The sequence below is a fragment of the Deinococcus multiflagellatus genome, from assembly GCF_020166415.1.
Lineage (GTDB): Bacteria > Deinococcota > Deinococci > Deinococcales > Deinococcaceae > Deinococcus > Deinococcus multiflagellatus.
The window spans coordinates 75,873-93,146 of record NZ_JAIQXV010000003.1 but is presented as its reverse complement, the minus strand read 5'-3'; the positions used below and the strand labels follow the sequence as shown (position 1 = coordinate 93,146).

Here is a 17,274-nt window from a genome sequence, read left to right as displayed (position 1 = left end):
ATGACTAAACGCTTCGCATCCCTCCTGCTGACCGCCGCGCTGGGCATGGCCGCCGCGCAGACCGCTGGCCCCGCCGCTCCTGTGACCGCCGCTGCGGACCCCTCGCTCTCGGGGGCCAACGTGACCATCGAGATTGGCCGCTACGGTGGGCCGCTCTCCAGCCTGTTGGCGGCGCTGGCCAAGTCAGCCGGGTACGGCCTGATTCTGGATACGAACGTGGACGTCCTGCCAGGCGCGGGCAGCACGGCGAGCCCTGACACTGCCGGCACTGCGGCGGGCACACCGGCCACGGGCACGGCGCCCAGCGCGGCAGGCACGGCCCGGCCCATCGTCTACTCCTTTCAGAACAAGCCCTTCAACGAGGTCTGGCCCCTCCTGATGGATGTGTACGGCCTGAGCTACGACGTGGTGCAACTGGGCGGTCAGCCGGTGCTGCGCGTGAGCAACACGCCGATTCAGCGCACCATTACGCTGCGCAACGCCGACGCCACGCAGGCCGCCCAGCAGGTCAAGCTGTTTTTCGGCACGCCCACCTACAGCGAAACCCCGCAGCGCGACGCCCAGGGCAACACCGTGGGGGTCACGCGCACCCTGGTGGACGTGAAACTGGACTCACCCACCCTGCGCATCGTGCCCGACGTGCGCAGCAACGCGGTGATCGTGCGCGGTACCAACAAGGAAGTGGCGGAAGTCACGCGCCTGCTGGGCCAGCTGGACACCAGCGCGACCACCCCAGCCACCGGCACAACCCCTTCGGCCGATACCCAAACAGTGCAGCGCGTGTATGCGGTCAAGGGTGCCCAAGCGGACATCACGACGCTGCTGGCTGCGCAGTATCCGGGCTTAAAGGTGACTGCCGTGGGCCAAACGGGCCAACTGGTCATCACCGGGCCGCAAAACCAACTGGAAGCAGCCCTCACCTTGCTGGGGCAGGTGGACCGCCCCGCGCCTTCAGTCACCAGCGCGCAGATCACGCAGCGGGTGTTTCAGCTCGTCAATGCCAGCGCCGAAGAAGTCAAGGCGACCCTGGAAGGGACCCTGGCACGTGATGTGACCACGAACAGCACCACACCGACTACACCCGCAGCAGGGAGCACCAGCACAACCAGCATCTCGGTGACCTCTGCCCCTGCCAATAGCAGCTCGGCCACCAGCACCGCTACGCCGGGCGCACAGGCCAACACGGTCACCATCATTGCTGACAAGCGCACGAATACCCTGATCGTGCGCGGCACTCCCGACCAGGTCACGCAGGTGGCCGAGCTGATTCCGCAGCTGGACCAGCGCGTGCCGCAGATCAACGTGCAGGTGCGCATTCAGGAAATCACCGAGCGCGCTGCGCGCAGCCTGGGCGTGAACCTGCGCGCGGGCTTCGGGGGCTTTACGGTGTCCACCAGCGGCGGCACCGGGCTGGCCGCCTCCTTTGACCCCACCCAGAGCCTGATCGGCTTTAACCTGGGCGCCACCCTGAACACGCTACAAACCCAGGGTCTGAGCAAGAGCGTGTACGACGGCAGCATCACCATGCAGAGCGGCCAGCGGGCGCTCGGTTCATCCACTGAGACCCAGAACGCCTCCAGCACCGCTGCCGCCACCATCAAGAGTGGTGGGCGCCTCGAAGTGAACATCCCGTCTCAGGGCAACGCCGACAACATTCAGAAGCAGATTGACTACGGCGTGAACCTGGACTTCTTCAGCCCGCAGGTGGCCCCGGACGGCACCATCACCCTGCGGGTGCGTGGGCAGGTCAACGCACTGCAAACGGCCATCAACGCCACCACGCTGCCTAACATTCTGCAGTTCACCAACAGCGAGGCCCAGACCACGCTGACCTTCAAGAACGGCGAAACCCTGCTGCTCAGCGGCCTGCTGGCCAACCGCGAGTCCACCACCAACGGTGGTGTGCCGTTCCTCTCCAGCATTCCGGTGGTGGGGGCGCTGTTCGGAAACCAGAACACCACGCGCGAACAGACCCAGCTGCTGGTGGTCATCACCGGCAACATCGTTCGCTAACCGCCCTCCTGCCGCCGCCGCGCTCCCTTCACGGGGGCGCGTTTGTTTGGGCATGGAGCGGCGCCTCTCCCACCCCACGCGCTACAGTCGCCCCCATGAGGTATCTGACCGCCGGGGAATCACACGGGCCGCAGCTGACGGCCATCATCGAGGGGTTACCGGCACAGCTGCCGCTGGGCAAGGCCGACATTGACCCCTGGCTGAAAAAGCGGCAGGGCGGCTACGGGCGGGGCCGCCGCATGGTGATTGAAACCGACGAGGCCGACATTCTGAGCGGCGTGCGCGCCGGGCGCACCACCGGGGCTCCGGTCACCCTGGCGATTGCCAACAAGGACCACCGCAACTGGGTGGAGATCATGTCGCCCGAGCCCGGGGGCGAACCCCGCAAGAAGGCCCTGACCGACGCCCGCCCCGGCCACGCCGACCTGACCGGCGGCATCAAGTACCGCCACAAGGATCTGCGTGACGTGCTGGAACGCGCCAGCGCCCGCGAAACGGCGGCCCGGGTGGCGGTGGGCAGCGTGGCCCTGAAACTGCTGGCCGAACTGGGCGTGGAGGGCGCGAACTACGTGTCCAGCCTAGCGGGCATCGAGACGGGGGTGCCGTTCTCCTGGGACACGCTGGCCGCGATTGAAGACAGCGACCTGCGCACCCCCGACCCCGACGCCGCCGCCCAGATGCGCGAGCGCATTGACCAGGCCAAAAAGGACGGCGACACCCTGGGCGGCATTCTGGAGGTGCGCTTCCGGGGCCTGCCGGTGGGCCTGGGCAGTTACGTGCACGCCGACCGCAAGCTGGATGGCCGGATTGCCGCCGCCTGCCTGAGCGTGCAGGCGATGAAGGGTGTAGAGATTGGCCGCGCCTTCGAGAACGCCCGCAAGCCCGGCAGTGGCGTGCACGACCCTGTGTTCTACCGGGACGGCACCTATGCCCGCGACACCAACGGCGCCGGGGGCCTGGAAGCCGGCATGACCAATGGCGAGGAACTGATCGTGCGCGTGGCCATGAAACCCATCGCCACCCTGATGAAGCCGCTGCCCACCGTGAATGTGGTGACCCACGAGGCCAGCGACGCCGCGCGAGAACGCAGCGACACCACGGCTGTCCCCGCCGCCGGGGTGATTCTGCAGTGCGCCGTGGGCTGGGTGCTGGCCGAGGCCATGCTGGAAAAGTTCGGCGGCGACACCCTGCCCGAGCTGCAGGAGCGGGTGGCCGCCGCGCGCGCCTACGCGCAGCACTACTGAGGGCCCCATGTTCAGCGACGCGGCGGGTGAGCCGCCCCCCACCGACCGGCCGGCCCGCCTGGAGTGGGCCCTGAGCACCGAACTGCGCGGCCCTGGCCCGGCGCCAGAGGGTGCGCCCGTCACGCCGCCTGCGGAGGACTGCCGTACACTGTCCCCCATGTTCAGTTCCGGCCTGATTGAGCGCCCGGTGTCGTGGGTGGCGCTGGCGGGCTTTATGGGTACGGGCAAAAGCCGCATCGGCTGGGAACTGTCGCGCGCCCTGGCACTGCATTTTGTGGACACCGACAAGCTGATCACCCGCGTGGTGGGCAAAAGCATCCCCGAGGTCTTTGCCCAGGAAGGCGAGGGCTACTTCCGCGCCTGCGAGCACGAGGTGGTCCGGCGCGTGACGCGGCTGGAACACGCGGTGATCAGCCTGGGAGGCGGCACCTTCATCAACGAGGACAACCGCCACGAACTGCTGGAACGCGGCCCGGTGGTGGTGCTGTGGGCCAGCCCGGAAACGGTCTACCAGCGCACCAAGCACAGTGACCGCCCCCTGCTGCGCGCGGAGGATCCGCTGTCCAAAATCCGCACCCTGATGCACGAGCGAGAGCCGGTCTACCGCCAGGGCACCATCCATGTGCACAGCGACGGCCGCCCCAGCGAGGAGATTGTCGAGGAGATCATCGAGCGCCTGTGGGCCTGGGCCGACGTGCAGCAGGCGTGGGCCGACGCCGGCCCCGAGCGGCCCGAGCTGGGGGAACGTGCGGCCGATTGAGGTGGGCGGCGCGGCGCCCTACACCGTGCAGGTGGGCCCCGGGCTGCTGGGCACGCTTCAGGTGCCCGGGCGCCACACCGCCCTGATTCATCCGGTGGACCTGCCCCCTGCGTTCGTGGCGGCCGTGCAGGCGGCCACGCAGCCTGTGGTTACCATCCCCGTCCCCGCCCGCGACGACTGCAAGACGATGGCGGTCCTGAGCGGCGTGCTCTCGGCCCTGGCGGGCGCGAACCTTCCCCGCGACGGCGCCGTCATTGGCCTGGGCGGCGGCGCGGCCACCGATCTGGCGGGCTTTGCGGCGGCCAGCTACCTGCGCGGGGTGGCCTTTTACACGGTCCCCACCACCCTGCTGGGCATGGTGGACGCGGCGGTGGGCGGCAAAACCGGCGTGAACCTGCCCGAAGGCAAGAATCTGGTGGGCGCGTTCTGGCCTCCGAAGGCGGTGTGGTGCGACACCGACACGCTGGCCACCCTGCCCGGCGCCGTGTTCCGCGAAGGGGCCGCCGAGGCATACAAGCACGGCCTGATTGCCGACCCCAGCCTGCTGCCGCGTGTTCTCTCTCCTGATTTCCGTCCCGGTGGCCCTGGCCTGCAGGACACGCTGGCCGACGCCATTGCGGTCAAAGCGGGCGTGGTCACCCGCGACCTGACGGAACAGGGCGAGCGGGCCTTTCTCAACTTTGGGCACACGCTGGCGCACGCGCTGGAAGCGGTGACCCACCACACCCTGTCCCACGGCGAGGCGGTGGCTTACGGGATGCACTACGCCGCCCGGCTTTCCCGCGCCCTGGGCGGCGCCGACCTGGCCCCCCACACCCTGGCGTTCCTGCACTGGCAGCGGCCCCAGCCCCTGCCCCCCCTGACGTACGACGACGTGGCCCCCTACATGGCCCGCGACAAGAAGGCCGATGCCGAGGGCGTGCGCTTTGTGCTCCTGCGTGGCCTCGCCCAGCCGTATCTGGCGCGGGTGCCGGAAGCGGTGCTGCGGGCGGAGTTTGAGGGGTGGGAAAAAGAGGTGCGCGGGGTGCGGGAAGCGGGGGGCGGGGAAGGCTGAGAACCGCCAGTTTGTATGGCGGCCCCTGCTCCATCTCTGGGCCTGAGCGCTCAACATCTCCCGCGCACCGCCTCCTGCACACTGCTACCCTCCTCTCATGCTGCTCGTGCTGAACGGCCCCAATCTGAACCGCCTTGGCCTGCGTGAACCGGGCGTGTACGGCTCGCAGACGCTCGAAGACCTGGAGCGGCAGTGTGAGGCCTGGGGTGCGGAACTGGGCCAATCGGTCACCTGCCGCCAGAGCAACTACGAAGGCCAGCTGGTGGAATGGGTGCAGGATGCCGAGGAGCACGGCTTTACCGGCATCGTGATCAACCCGGGGGCCCTCACGCACTATTCCTACGCCCTGCGCGACGCGATTGCCGGGCAGCGCGTGCCGGTGGTGGAAGTGCACATCAGCAACGTGGACGCCCGCGAGGAGTTCCGGCACAAGAGCGTAACGGCCGCCGTCTGCCGGGGCAAGATCAGCGGCCTGGGCTTCCTGGGCTACCGGCTGGGAATGGAGGCGCTGGTGGAGGCGTGAGCAAGAGGTTCGCCTGCCCCTGCTGCGGCTTTCTGACGCTCAAGCGGCGCGGCCACTATGACATCTGCCGAGTTTGCTTCTGGGAGGACGATGGTGGGAACGACGATCACAGGCACAGCGGCCCCAATCACATGACCCTGGGCGAGGCACGCCAGAACTTCGCCAGATTGGGTGCTTGTGACGAAGGCTCCCTGGCCTTCGTACGCCCGCCCCTTCCCTACGAAATCCCATGAACCGCTTGCCCCGCCTAGGCCCTTTCTGATACCTTGGCCTTTAGTGTCTTGTGCTTGGTAGGGCACGGGGCGACCGGGAGGCACCCGGACACGCACGCCAGTTTCTTCCCCCGAAAACGCGGGGCGTGTCGCAGCCAAATTCCCTTCTGTATGGAGTTTCACGGTGAAAACCTACATCCCCAAAAATGACGAGCAGAACTGGGTCGTCGTGGACGCCGCCAACGTGCCCCTGGGCCGTCTGGCCACGCTGATCGCCAGCCGTATCCGTGGCAAGCACCGCCCCGACTTCACCCCCAACATGATCCAGGGTGACTTTGTGGTGGTCATCAATGCCCAGCAGGTCGCCCTGACCGGCAACAAGCTGGACGGCAAGGTCTACACCCGCTACACCGGCTACCAGGGTGGCCTGAAGACCGAAACCGCCCGTCAGGCGCTGGCCAAGCACCCCGAGCGCGTCATTGAGCACGCCGTGTTCGGCATGCTGCCCAAGGGCCGTCAGGGCCGCGCCATGCACAGCCGCCTGAAGGTCTACGCCGGCGAAACGCACCCCCACGCGGCTCAGAAGCCCCAGACCCTCGAGGTTAAATAATGGCGATTCAGCAACCTGAACAGTTCTACGGCACCGGCCGCCGCAAGAGCGCCGTGGCCCGCGTGTTCCTCCGCCCTGGCGAAGGCAAGATCATCGTGAACGGCAAAGAGTTCCAGACCTACTTCCGTGGTCTGCTGCGCGCCGTGCACGCCCTGCAGGCGTTCCGTGAAACCGGCACCGCTGGCCGCTACGACGCCGTGATCACCGTGGCCGGCGGCGGCCCCACCGGTCAGGCCGACGCCATCAAGCTGGGCATCGCCCGCGCGCTGCTGAAGGTCAACCCCGACTTCCGCACCCAGCTGAAGCCCAAGGGCCTGCTGACCCGCGACCCCCGCGAAGTCGAGCGCAAGAAGTACGGCCTGAAAAAGGCCCGCCGCGCCCCCCAGTTCAGCAAGCGCTGATCCTCTCCCGCCCCCCCTGCCCCCTTCCATGTGCGGAAGGGGGTTTGTTCTGTGCCGGGCGGCTTACGCTTGTTCCGGTCCACAAGGAGGTTTCCGTGACTCAGCCCAATCCCGTCATGACCGTACCCTCGCCCACCTCGGCGGCCCCCGAAGGCGTGACGCTGGTGATCACCGAGCGGGTGCGCCCGTCGCAAGTCGAGCCCTACGAAACCTGGGCGCGCGGGGTACACGCCCTGCTGGCGCAGCAGTCCGGCTTTCTGGGCCTGCACGTGCTGCGTGACCCCTCTGGCCCCGTGCCCGAGTACATCACCCTGCTGCGCTTTGCCACGCAGGAGGCGCTGGACGCATGGCGGGCCAATCCAGCCTACGCGGCGGCCCTGCGCGAGTTGCCCACCTTTACAGCGTCCGATGTGGATTACCGCGAGGCGCGCGGCCTGGAAGCGTGGTTCGACCTGCCCGGCAGCCTGCCTGCCCCGCCACTGTGGAAGAACGTGCTGGTGGGCTTTGTGGGGGTCTATCCTCTGATCCTGCTGTTCAGCTACCTGTGCGGCTTTTTCACGAAAGGCTGGCCCTGGTGGGCGGCGATCATTCCGTCGGCGTTCCTGGCCACCGTATTCCTGAACTGGCCGGTGCTGCCGCTGCTGTCGCGGCTGCTGCGGCGCTGGCTGTATCCGGCCCAGCGGGGCTGAGCCGGGCCATGGGCGATGGGCCATGAGCTTTGGGGGTTGCCCCATGGCTCATGGCCCATCGCTCATCGCCCCTCAGGTCCAGGTGCCGTTCACTTCACGCACGTGCAGGGTGGCGCCGTCGGCGGCCACGATCAGCACGCGGGCGCCTTCGGGGGTGTCGGGACCCGTGACACGCCATTCGCCGTCGCCCACGCGCACGCGGCCCACGCCGTTTTCGATGGCGCGGGTGACCACCACGGTCTGCCCCACCAAGCGGTGCGAGCCCTGGTTCAGGCGCTCGGCTTCGGGGGAATCGGGGAGCAGCCGGGCCATATAGCGGCGGCCCAGCACCACCGCCGCCACGCTGAGCACTGCAAAGAGCAGCAGTTGCACCGCCACCGGCAGAGGCAGCACGAACACCAGCAGCCCCAGGGCAAAGGCCGCCAGCGCCAGCCAGACGAAGAAGACGCCGGGGGCCGCCACCTCCAACATCAGCAGGAGGGCGCCCAGCACCCACCAGTGCCAGGGCGCCACGCGGCTCAGGGTGGGCCACCAGTCCACCGCTATCCCTTGCGCCCGCCGAAGGCTTCGCGGGCCACCTCGGCAATGCCCTGTAGGCTCCCCAGCACGCTGGTGGCCTCAATGGGCAGAATCAGGGTTTTCTGGTTGGGGGCCGCCGCCACGTCGCGCAGGGCCTCCACGTACTTCTGGGCCACGAAGTAGTTGATGGCCTGCGCGTTGCCGGCCTCAATCGCCTCGCTGACCATACGGGTGGCCGCCGCCTCGGCCTGGGCGGCGCGCTCTCTGGCCTCGGCTTCCAGAAAGGCGGCCTGCCGGCGCCCCTCGGCCGACAGGATCTCGGCCTGCTTCTCGCCCTCGGCCTTCAGAATGGCGGCCTGCCGGAAGCCCTCGGCGTCCAGGATGTTGGCTCGTTTTTCGCGTTCGGCCTTCATCTGGCGGGCCATGCTGGCCACCAGATCGGCGGGCGGCTTGATGTCCTTGACCTCAATGCGCGTGGCCTTCACGCCCCACGGCTCGGTGGCCTCGTCCACCACCGTCAGCAGGCGGGCATTGATCTGGTCGCGGTTGGAGAGCAGTTCGTCCAGGTCCATGCTGCCCATCACGGTGCGGATGTTGGTCATGGTGAGGTTCAGGATGGCCTGCTGCAGGTTGCTGACCTCGTAGCTGGCCTTGGCGGCGTCCAGCACCTGATAGAACACCACGCCGTCCACCGTGACCAGCGCGTTGTCCTTGGTGATGACCTCCTGGCTGGGCACGTCCAGCACCTGCTCCATCATGTTGACCTTGCGGCCAATGCGGTCTATGTACGGCATGATGAGGTTCAGGCCCGGCTTCAGGCTGCGCTGAAACTTGCCGAAGCGCTCCAGGGTCCACTGCGAGCCCTGCGGCACACTCTTGACCCCGGCAAACAGCGTGACGATCACCAGCAGCACCAGCACCGCCACAAAAATCGTAAATCCCATAACTCATTCCCCCCCGTGTGTTTCAAACGCTTACGCGGCGGGCCCGGCGTGGGTTCCCGGCAGCTGGGCCAGGCAGACGGGTCAAGCCCCCACACCGTCCCGGCCCGCTAGACTCGCACGGATGCCGCCCCTGGTTCGCCTGCTGAACGTGACTGCGCTGCAAGGCGGCCAGCCGGTGCTGCGCGGGGTGGGGCTGGAGGTGGCCCCGGGCGAGGCCCTGCGGCTGTGGGGGCCCAACGGCGGCGGCAAAACCACGCTGCTGCGCCTGCTGGCCGGGCAGGTGGCCCCGGTTGCGGGCGAGCGCACCTACCACCTGGGCGGGCAGGACCAGCGCTCGGCGGTGCAGGCCCGGCGCACCCTGCGCGTGGTGGGCCCCGACGCCGAGGCGTTTTACCTGTCGCGCGACTGGGTGCAGAGCGCCGGGGACGTGCTGCTGGCCGCCTTCGAAGGCGAGGCCCTGAACCTGTGGACCCCCAGCCCGGCGGCGCGGGCCCGGCTGCAGGAGGTGGCGGCCCTGACCCGCCTGGAGCTGCTACTGGCACGCGATTTTCGCACCCTCAGCCACGGGCAGCGTCGCCGGGTGCTGCTGGCCGCCGCCCTGATGCCCGCCCCCGAGTTGCTGCTGCTGGACGAGTTCACCGATGGCCTGAGTGAACGCGCACGGGCCGAACTGGGCACGGTGCTGGCGCGCGTACACGCCGCCGGGGTGGCGGTGGTGCTCGCCACGCACCGCCCCGAAGAGGCGCCGCCCCTGCCCTGGCGCACGCTGCGGGTGTGGGGCGGCCAGGTGACCGAGGCGGCGCCGCCAGAAGAACCTGTGGCCCGGCCCACGCCTCTTCCGCGCCCGGGTGACCACGCCAGCGCGCCCCTCGTGCGCCTGCAGGACGTTACGGTGTACCGCAACGGCGAGCGCGCCCTGGGGCCCCTCAGCTGGACCTGGGCGGCAGGGCAGCACTGGCTGGTAACGGGCGAGAACGGCAGCGGCAAAAGCACCCTGACCCGCCTGATCGCCGGCGAGCTGCACCCGGCCGTGGGCGGGCACATTGAGCGCCCCTTTCTGAACCGCGACCGCCTGGAGGACCGCCGCGCCGCCACCGGGCTGGTGGGCGCCGAGGTGGGGATTCGCCAGCGGCGCGACTGGACCGGCCGCGAGGTGATTGGCAGCGCCTGGAGTGGCAGCGAGGGCTTTGCTCCCGAACTGACCCCGGCCCAGGCGGCCGAGGTAGAGCACCTGGCGGCCGGGCTGGGCGCCCGTGAACTGCTGGACCACCCCGCCGAGGGGCTGTCGCAGGGGCAGTGGCGCCGCCTGCTGCTGGCCCGCGCGGTGATTCACCGTCCCCGCCTGCTGCTGCTGGACGAGGGCCTGGATTTTCTGGATGCGCCGGCGCGCGCCGCCTTTCTGGCCCTGCTGCCCAGGCTCGTGCAGGGCGGCACACACCTACTGGTGGTCGCGCACCGCGCCGCCGACGCCCTGCCGGGGCTGACCCACCACCTGCACCTGCAGGCGGGGCAGGCGGCTTTTGCCGGGCCGCTGGCGTCAGATTGGGCTCACCTTCAGGCTCTACCTTAAAAGCCATGAACCGCGTGTTTCTCAGCCTCGCCCTGCTTGCGGGCCCCCTTGCGACTGTTCAGGCCCAGACGGCCCCGGCCACCTCTGCGCCGGCCACCACCGAGCCGCGCACCATTGAAACCATCACGGCCACCAGCAACAAGGGCTACAGCATTCGCGTGCCCAGCGGCTGGACCCCGCTGAAAAACGTGCCGGGCACGGACATCGCCTTTATCAACAAGACCATCGGAGCGCTGCGGCCCACGGTGACGGTGGTCGTGCAGGACATTCCCGCCGAACTGAAAGCCACCCTGGCCGACGTGCGCGACATCAACGAGCGCAAGATGCCCGAAGTGGTCACCAAGCTGAAGTTTCTGGGCGAGAAGAACGTCAAGGTGAGCGGCCAGCCCGCCATCCTCTGGAGCTACACCGGCGACGGCGAGGGCGGCACCGTGCGCTGGACCCAGCTGTTCACCCTGAAAAACAACCGCCTGTACACCGCCACCCTGATGCTCCCCAGCGGCACCCCCGCCGATCTGGCCGAGCAGGGCCGGGCCATTCTGACCAGCATGACGCTGAAGTAAGAGCGTGGCATGTGGGGGTGGAGCGTGGGGAGAGGTCCCAGACGCTCCGCTCCTTTTGCTTGTGGGCGTGAAGCTGGGTCGAGGAGGCCCGTGCCAGCAGGCCATACCGCTTTTGGGCTGCTCTACGGAGCACCGTTTTGTTCGTCGCTCAGGGGGAGCAGAGTTGCAATGACGTGACCCTCGGCAGCAGGACGCGGAAGAGGGGCCTCACAGCCCTATGTCCAGTCGCCCGGCCCGAATCGTCCCTCTTTCGCGGAGCACCCAGCCAGACTGCTGAGGTGAAGCCCCAGCGCCCCTGCACCACGCTCTACGTTCCACGCTCCATGCTCGCCCCACCCCTCTCCATCCGCTCGGCCCAGGCGTGCAAAAACGCCCCCAGCTCCTCCTGCACCGGCACCTGGGCGCGGGCGTGGGGGGCCAGCAGGGGCAGGGTGCCCACCTGCACGCCGTAGCCAGCGACTTCCAGCATGGCCTCGTCGTTGTCGCTGTCGCCGTAGGCCACGGTGCGGTCATGGGAGATGCCCAGGGTGTCGGCAATCAGGGTCAGCGCGGCGCCCTTGTGCGCCCCTTCGGGGGTCACGGTCAGGAAATGGGGGTAGGGGGCCTGGGCACCCGTCAGCACGAGGTGGGGGTGAGACTGGCGCAGGCGCGAGGCCAGATCGGCCACGCCGGGGTGGTAGAAGCCCACCTTCAGGATGCCGCTGCTGGGGGCCTCGGCCAGGGGACGGAACTGCCGGGCCACCATCCAGGCTTCGGGCTGGGTGCCACTGGGCAGGTCCACGTACAGGGCCTCGGCGGTAAACAGCACCACCCGCGCGCCGTGCAGTTCGTGGGCCAGCACCGCTTCCAGATCGGTGGCCGAGAACTGCGCTTCCACATGCAGGTCCTCGCCCACCAGAATGCGCCCGCCGTTGTTGGTGGCCACCGCGTCGGGCTGCACGCTGAGGCGCACCTGAGCGGGGGGCGTGTCGCGCCCGGTGATGATCGCCACCTTCACGCCCAGCGCCCGCAGCCGCGCCAGGGCGGCAGCGGTGTCTTCGGGCACCTCGCGCCCGGCATCGGGAATCAGGGTGCCGTCCAGGTCGAAGGCCATGAGCAGCGGCAGCGTGGTCGGCGCGTCGGCAGGCAGGTCCCTCACGGGCGGCAGCCTAGCGCATTTGGGTCAGCGCGGCGGACAGGTGGGGCGGGGCAACGCCCTGCCGGAACTGCCGCAGCATCCGGCCCAGCGCGGCGGGACCGGCCACGGTGTGGTCGGCGTGGGCCAGCGCCACCTCTGCGCCCACCCGCACGAATACGCCGGCCTGGGCCTGCATGGGGGCGTCGGCCGGACCGTCGCCCGCCGCCAGCACCCGCGCGCGGGGCACGCCCAGCTGGCGGCGCAGCTCGGCCAGGGCCGCCCCCTTGTCGGCGCCCCGGGCCACCAGCACCACGCGGTCGGCCCGCTCGTGGATCACGCCTGCCCCTGGTAGGGCGGCCCACGCGGCCTGCACCTCGTCCAGCCGCGCCCGGTCGGGGCCGCCGTGCACCAGTTTCAGGACCCCGGGGGCCGCCGCCGCCCGGCGCGCGAAGTTCGGGTCCGTGTGGCGCAGGGCCGCCGCTGGATCGCGGGTGACCACCACGGTCTTGCCCCCAACCGCCAGATCCGCCGGGCGCAGCGGGGCCAGGGCCGCCGCCACGGTTCCGGGTGCCAGGGCCCGCTCATGGATCACCTGCCCACCCTGGAGCAGCTGGGCCCCGTAGCAGCGCGAGACGGTCCCCACCGGCCAGTCGGCCAGAAAGGTGGGCACCCAGGCGCGCGCGGTCAGCAGGGCGAGGTGAGCGCCCCCGGCCTGCCACGCCCGCAGTTCGGGGGGCAGGTCCGGGGGCGCCTCGCCCGCCGCGTCCAGCAGCGTGCCGTCCAGATCCAGGGCCAGCAGGGCAAATGGCAGCGGCGACACACCTCTACGGTAAACCGGCTGGCCGCTGCTCCACCACCCTTGCCCCAGCACACTGAACCGCCCCCGCACAGGGCGGGGGCGGCGCAGAGGAACCGTCGCTTATTCGGCGTCGGTGGCGGGCGCTTCGTCGCTGACAGGGGTCACCGGGGCCGCCGCCATGCTCTTGCTCTGCTGGGCGCGGGCGGCGTCTTTCATCACGCGGCTGCGGTCGCTCTTGATGCGGGCAGCCTTGCCGCGCAGGTCGCGCAGGTAGTACAGCTTGGCGCGGCGCACCTTGCCGCGCTCCAGCACGGTCACCTTGGCGACCAGGGGGCTGGAGAAGGGGAACACGCGCTCCACGCCTTCACCAAAGCTGATCTTGCGCACGGTGAAACTGCGGCGGCTGCCCGTGCCGTTGATGGCAATGACCACGCCTTCAAAGGCCTGGTTGCGGGTGCGGTTGCCTTCCACCACTTTGGTTTCCACGCGCACGGTGTCGCCGGGGCGGAACTCGGGGTGATCGGCCTTGATGTGGGGCTGCTCGACGGCGCGCAGAATGGCGCCACGGTTCACTTTGATGCTGCTCTGCATGATGACTCTCCTTTGGGCAGCGGACCGTCCCACACTGCTGCGGCTGGGCAGCCAGAGACGTTCTTACTCCTGCACTGGCCCCGGCAAGTGCCGCGCGGCCAAACCGGAAGAGTATACGCGCCCCGCCCCAGTGGCGGCAAGGGGCAAGCCCAGCGCAACCCAGCTCACCATGTGCGCCGGACGGGTACGCCACCCTGAAGCCTTGATGAACGGCGGCGAAACGGCACAGCGGGTGGGCGAGGTCCGGGCAGCTTCACTGGCGCAGCGCCGCCGGGTGGCCGAAATGCGTGCCCGGCAGCATGTGGGCGCCGCCGGCTGGGCCCAGAGCAGCGCCCTGGACGCCATTGTGCGCGCCGGTCGCGAGGGCCTGGCCGCCACCGACGCCCTGCGGCAGGTGATGCACCTGACCACCGAGCAGCTGCGCGCCCTGCCCCTGAGCGACGCGGCCGGGGAACAGGCCACGCAGGCCCGCGCCCTGCGGCAACTGCTGGAAAGTGGCGAGGCCCAGCTGACGGCGGCCCAGGCCCTGGACGCCCTGGTGTGTGAGGCGCTGGGCGACGTGGCCGACACCCCGCTGGACGAGGTAAACGTGCGCCGCCTGAAAGACATTCATGCCCGGGTGCAACAGCAGGTGGCCGCCCTGGATACCCTGGTGCAGGCCGCGCAGGTGCAGGCGCAGACCCTGGAGCAGGTCAGCGAACTGTCGCGCGTGAGTGCCGAATTCCACGACAAGGTGGCGGGCCTGGGTCAGCTGAGTGCCCACGAGGAAGCCGAGGCGCTGGGCGAGGCTGGCGAGCAGGTGGTCACCCGCCTGACCCAGCTGGACGACGCCCCCCCGGCCCAGGTGGCGGCCCTGACTCGGATTGGCGAGGCGGTGGCCGCTGGGCTGGGGGACAGCGGCGCCCCGCCTGCCGAGCAGGCCCAGGCGCTGGACGAACTGGCCCAGCTGATGGGCGAAAAAGCCGAGGAAGTGCGCCAGGGTTAGGGCCGTTTCTCTCTGATCCGCCAGCTCCCGGAAGAGGCCCGGGGGCTGGCTTCATACCGGGCGGGGCGTCTTTCTCCTGTTCGGGGTGCACTGCTCTGCCAACGGTTCAACCTGCGTCAGACGCCCAGGGGCCCGCCGCCGGGGTGGGCACCCAGTATCGGCGGATGGGTTTGTCGTGGTCCGGCACCGTGAATTCGCCTTCTAACTCGCCCCCATTGGCTTCAATCACGGCGCGCGAGCCCAGGTTGTCCACGTCGCAGCTGACCAGGGCGCGCGCTATGCCCAGTTCGCGGGCCCGCACCAGGGCCAGCCGCAGGGCCAGGGTGGCGTGGCCCTGGCGGCGGGCACTGGGCCGGATCTCGTAGCCGATGTGGCCGCCGAATTCACGCAGGCGCCCATTGAGCGTGTGGCGGAGGCTCACGCGGCCCAGGTAGGTGTCGCCCTGCACCAGCCACAGCGCCTCGGAGTGCACGTAGCCCTCCGGCAAGATGTTGCCGGGTTCATACGCGCGCAGTGCGGCCAGAAAGGCTGGGAAGTTGGCTTCCAGTTCGGACAGGTTCCAGTTGAGGGTGTCCCCCAGGCCGCTGCCCTGCTCCTGGGCTTCGCGTACGGCGTCGAGAAAGCTGGCTTGATACCGAAGGGCGGGAGGCACAAGGTCCGGCATGGCCCAGGGTAGGGGCCCCGGCCCCAGGCCGCCCTCGGCCATCTGGCGCAGGGCCCGCCCCGCCGTCCCCGCTGCCCGGACGGGCGCGACCAGCGCAGGGCGCGGCATTCACCAGCCTCCCTGGTCAATGGTGGGCAGACCGCCGCCTGTGACACGGTGAAAAGGGCCTTGCGCGGCGTACCATGAACCCCATGAGCGACCCCGCCTTTGCCGTGCTGGACCTGGGCACCACCGGGTACCGGGACGCCTGGGACCTTCAGAAAACCCTGCACGCGCAGGTGGTGGCGGGCGAGGCCCCGCCCACGCTGCTGCTTGTTGAACACCCGCCCGTGCTGACGCTGGGCCGCAAAGCCAAGGAAGGCACCAACATCGTGGTCACGCGCGACTACCTGCGCGCGCAGGGCATTGAGGTGCTGGACGTGGAGCGCGGCGGCGACGTGACCTACCACGGCCCCGGACAACTGGTGGCCTACGCCATTTTTCCCGTGGGCCGCAAGGTGGCCGACTTTCTGCGCCTGCTGGAACAGGCCACCATTGGCGCCCTGCACACCCTGGGGCTGCCTGACGCCCGCCCCAACCCCGGCTACGCGGGCGTGTACGTGACCCCGCGCGAGGTCAACGGCCTGACCTACGAACAGAAAATCGCCTCGTTCGGGGTGGCGGTGCAGCGGCATGTGGCCCTGCACGGCCTGGCCCTGAACGTGACCACGCAGCTCCAGCACTTTGACCTGATCGTGCCCTGCGGCCTGCACGGCACCCAGATGACCAGCGTGGCGCGCGAGTACGAGTTGCGCGGCCTCTCCGGTTCACCCACCATGACCGACGCCAAGGCGGCCCTGACAGGCGCCTTTACCACCACCTTCGCCCCCTACGACTGGACGCTGCCCACCTTTGCCGCAGCCGGGAGCTGAGACCCCACCATGACCCAGACCGACCCCACCGCCAAAGAACCCAAGTTCATCAAGAACGGCATCTACCGCAAAGACAGCGTGCCGGTGCGCGACAAGAAGCCCGAATGGCTGAAAGTGACCATTCCCACCGGGCAGGTGTTCACCGAGGTGCGCAAGATCGTCAAGGAGCACCGCCTGCATACCGTGTGCGAGGAGGCGATGTGCCCCAATATTGGCGAGTGCTGGTCGCGCGGCACAGCCACCTTCATGCTGATGGGCCACATCTGCACGCGGGCCTGCCGCTTCTGCGCCGTGGACACTGGCAACCCTATGGGCAAGCTGGACCTGGATGAGCCGCAGGGCGTGGCCGAGAGCGTCAAACTCATGGGTTTGAAGTACGTGGTGCTCACCAGCGTGGACCGTGACGACCTGCCCGACGGCGGCGCCTACCACTTTGCCAAGACGGTGCAGGCGATCAAGCGCCTGAACCCTGAAACCCGCGTGGAGGCCCTGACCCCGGACTTTGGCGGCAACCCCCACTGCGTGGACTTGGTGCTGGACAGCGGCGTGGACACCTACGCCCAGAACCTGGAGACTGTGCGCCGCCTGACCCACCCGGTGCGCGACATCCGCGCCAGCTACGACCAGACCCTGAAGGTCCTGGCCCACGCCAAGGCGGCCCGCCCCGACGTGATCACCAAGACCAGCATCATGCTGGGCCTGGGCGAAACCCGCGAGGAACTGCGCGAAACCATGCGCGACTGCCGCGCGGCGGGCGTGGACGTGCTGACCTTCGGGCAGTACCTGCGGCCCACCATGCACCACCTGCCGGTGGAACGCTACGTCTCCCCGGCCGAATTCGACGAGATCCGCGAGGAAGCCATGCAACTGGGCTTTCTGGAAGTCGTGTCGGGGCCACTGGTACGCAGCTCGTACAAGGCCGAGCAGATCGTGATGGACAAGCCGGGCACCCTGCCCGAACACCTGGCGCACCTGGACGGCAGCGAACAGCTCAGCCTGATCTGAGGGCGCAGCTTGGGGAGTGGGGCGGGGAACTTCAACCCGCCCCACTCCTGCTGTAATGCCTCTGCAATCTGCGCGGGCCACCCTGGGGGCAGGAGGTTTC

General features: G+C 69.2%; 20 protein-coding genes. 14 read left to right on the top strand and 6 right to left on the bottom strand.

Annotated features, from left to right (window positions below):
* The 9 genes from K7W41_RS05555 (at position 1) to K7W41_RS05515 (ending at position 7,506) form a co-directional block, all read left to right on the top strand.
* On the top strand, positions 1–2,013 hold the full coding sequence (locus tag K7W41_RS05555) for a secretin N-terminal domain-containing protein (RefSeq protein WP_224605541.1): 2,013 nt from the start codon (positions 1–3) through the stop codon (positions 2,011–2,013).
* A 95-nt stretch (positions 2,014–2,108) separates the two neighbouring features.
* Positions 2,109–3,257 carry a chorismate synthase gene (aroC, locus tag K7W41_RS05550; RefSeq protein ID WP_224605538.1) on the top strand — a complete coding sequence of 383 codons (1,149 nt, stop codon included), beginning with the start codon at positions 2,109–2,111 and terminating at the stop codon, positions 3,255–3,257.
* Positions 3,258–3,264: 7 nt separating this feature from the next.
* Positions 3,265–4,017: a shikimate kinase gene (locus tag K7W41_RS05545; protein ID WP_318010895.1), complete on the top strand. Its 753-nt coding sequence runs from the start codon at positions 3,265–3,267 to the stop codon at positions 4,015–4,017.
* A complete protein-coding gene (gene aroB, locus K7W41_RS05540; RefSeq protein WP_224605533.1) occupies positions 4,004–5,071 on the top strand; it encodes a 3-dehydroquinate synthase in 1,068 nt (355 codons plus the stop codon). The genes K7W41_RS05545 and aroB overlap by 14 nt, the downstream gene beginning before the upstream one ends.
* A gap of 97 nt (positions 5,072–5,168) precedes the next feature.
* Positions 5,169–5,594: a type II 3-dehydroquinate dehydratase gene (gene aroQ, locus K7W41_RS05535; protein WP_224605530.1), complete on the top strand. Its 426-nt coding sequence runs from the start codon at positions 5,169–5,171 to the stop codon at positions 5,592–5,594.
* On the top strand, positions 5,591–5,827 hold the full coding sequence (locus tag K7W41_RS23780) for a CPCC family cysteine-rich protein (protein ID WP_224605527.1): 237 nt from the start codon (positions 5,591–5,593) through the stop codon (positions 5,825–5,827). The genes aroQ and K7W41_RS23780 overlap by 4 nt, the downstream gene beginning before the upstream one ends.
* A 163-nt stretch (positions 5,828–5,990) precedes the next feature.
* Positions 5,991–6,416 (top strand): 50S ribosomal protein L13, encoded by a 426-nt coding sequence (rplM, locus tag K7W41_RS05525; protein ID WP_221088939.1) that lies wholly within the window; start codon positions 5,991–5,993, stop codon positions 6,414–6,416.
* A complete protein-coding gene (gene rpsI, locus K7W41_RS05520; RefSeq protein WP_224605525.1) occupies positions 6,416–6,817 on the top strand; it encodes a 30S ribosomal protein S9 in 402 nt (133 codons plus the stop codon). Before rplM ends, rpsI begins: the two co-directional genes overlap by 1 nt.
* 95 nt (positions 6,818–6,912) lie before the next feature.
* Positions 6,913–7,506 carry an antibiotic biosynthesis monooxygenase gene (locus K7W41_RS05515; protein WP_224605523.1) on the top strand — a complete coding sequence of 198 codons (594 nt, stop codon included), beginning with the start codon at positions 6,913–6,915 and terminating at the stop codon, positions 7,504–7,506.
* Positions 7,507–7,578: 72 nt separating this feature from the next.
* Here K7W41_RS05515 and K7W41_RS05510 read toward each other — a convergent pair whose 3' ends face one another.
* Both K7W41_RS05510 and K7W41_RS05505 read right to left on the bottom strand, forming a co-directional pair.
* Positions 7,579–8,046: an NfeD family protein gene (locus K7W41_RS05510; protein ID WP_224605521.1), complete on the bottom strand. Its 468-nt coding sequence runs from the start codon at positions 8,044–8,046 to the stop codon at positions 7,579–7,581.
* Positions 8,047–8,048: 2 nt separating this feature from the next.
* On the bottom strand, positions 8,049–8,969 hold the full coding sequence (locus K7W41_RS05505; RefSeq protein WP_224605519.1) for an SPFH domain-containing protein: 921 nt from the start codon (positions 8,967–8,969) through the stop codon (positions 8,049–8,051).
* Between the two features lie 121 nt (positions 8,970–9,090).
* On the opposite strand from K7W41_RS05505, the gene K7W41_RS05500 reads away from it, so the two are divergent.
* On the top strand, positions 9,091–10,539 hold the full coding sequence (locus tag K7W41_RS05500) for an ATP-binding cassette domain-containing protein (protein WP_224605518.1): 1,449 nt from the start codon (positions 9,091–9,093) through the stop codon (positions 10,537–10,539).
* Positions 10,540–10,544: 5 nt separating this feature from the next.
* Positions 10,545–11,102, top strand: coding sequence for a PsbP-related protein (locus K7W41_RS05495; protein ID WP_224605515.1), 558 nt, complete (start codon positions 10,545–10,547; stop codon positions 11,100–11,102).
* A gap of 307 nt (positions 11,103–11,409) precedes the next feature.
* Here K7W41_RS05495 and K7W41_RS05490 read toward each other — a convergent pair whose 3' ends face one another.
* The 3 genes from K7W41_RS05490 to rplS all read right to left on the bottom strand — a co-directional run bounded on the left by K7W41_RS05490 (position 11,410) and on the right by rplS (position 13,609).
* Positions 11,410–12,240 (bottom strand): HAD family hydrolase, encoded by an 831-nt coding sequence (locus K7W41_RS05490; RefSeq protein ID WP_318010894.1) that lies wholly within the window; start codon positions 12,238–12,240, stop codon positions 11,410–11,412.
* 10 nt (positions 12,241–12,250) lie between these two features.
* Positions 12,251–13,039 (bottom strand): HAD family hydrolase, encoded by a 789-nt coding sequence (locus tag K7W41_RS05485; protein ID WP_224605512.1) that lies wholly within the window; start codon positions 13,037–13,039, stop codon positions 12,251–12,253.
* Positions 13,040–13,138: 99 nt separating this feature from the next.
* Positions 13,139–13,609 carry a 50S ribosomal protein L19 gene (rplS, locus tag K7W41_RS05480; protein ID WP_224605509.1) on the bottom strand — a complete coding sequence of 157 codons (471 nt, stop codon included), beginning with the start codon at positions 13,607–13,609 and terminating at the stop codon, positions 13,139–13,141.
* 205 nt (positions 13,610–13,814) lie between these two features.
* On the opposite strand from rplS, the gene K7W41_RS05475 reads away from it, so the two are divergent.
* The gene (locus tag K7W41_RS05475; RefSeq protein WP_224605506.1) at positions 13,815–14,594 is read left to right on the top strand and encodes a hypothetical protein; all 780 of its coding nucleotides are present in this window, start codon (positions 13,815–13,817) and stop codon (positions 14,592–14,594) included.
* 106 nt (positions 14,595–14,700) lie between these two features.
* Here K7W41_RS05475 and K7W41_RS05470 read toward each other — a convergent pair whose 3' ends face one another.
* Positions 14,701–15,366, bottom strand: a complete 666-nt coding sequence (locus K7W41_RS05470; protein WP_224605502.1) for a GNAT family N-acetyltransferase — start codon at positions 15,364–15,366, stop codon at positions 14,701–14,703.
* Between the two features lie 83 nt (positions 15,367–15,449).
* On the opposite strand from K7W41_RS05470, the gene lipB reads away from it, so the two are divergent.
* Both lipB and lipA read left to right on the top strand, forming a co-directional pair.
* Positions 15,450–16,169 (top strand): lipoyl(octanoyl) transferase LipB, encoded by a 720-nt coding sequence (lipB, locus tag K7W41_RS05465; RefSeq protein ID WP_224605499.1) that lies wholly within the window; start codon positions 15,450–15,452, stop codon positions 16,167–16,169.
* Between the two features lie 9 nt (positions 16,170–16,178).
* Positions 16,179–17,174: a lipoyl synthase gene (gene lipA / locus K7W41_RS05460; RefSeq protein ID WP_224605497.1), complete on the top strand. Its 996-nt coding sequence runs from the start codon at positions 16,179–16,181 to the stop codon at positions 17,172–17,174.
* Positions 17,175–17,274: the final 100 nt, after the last annotated feature.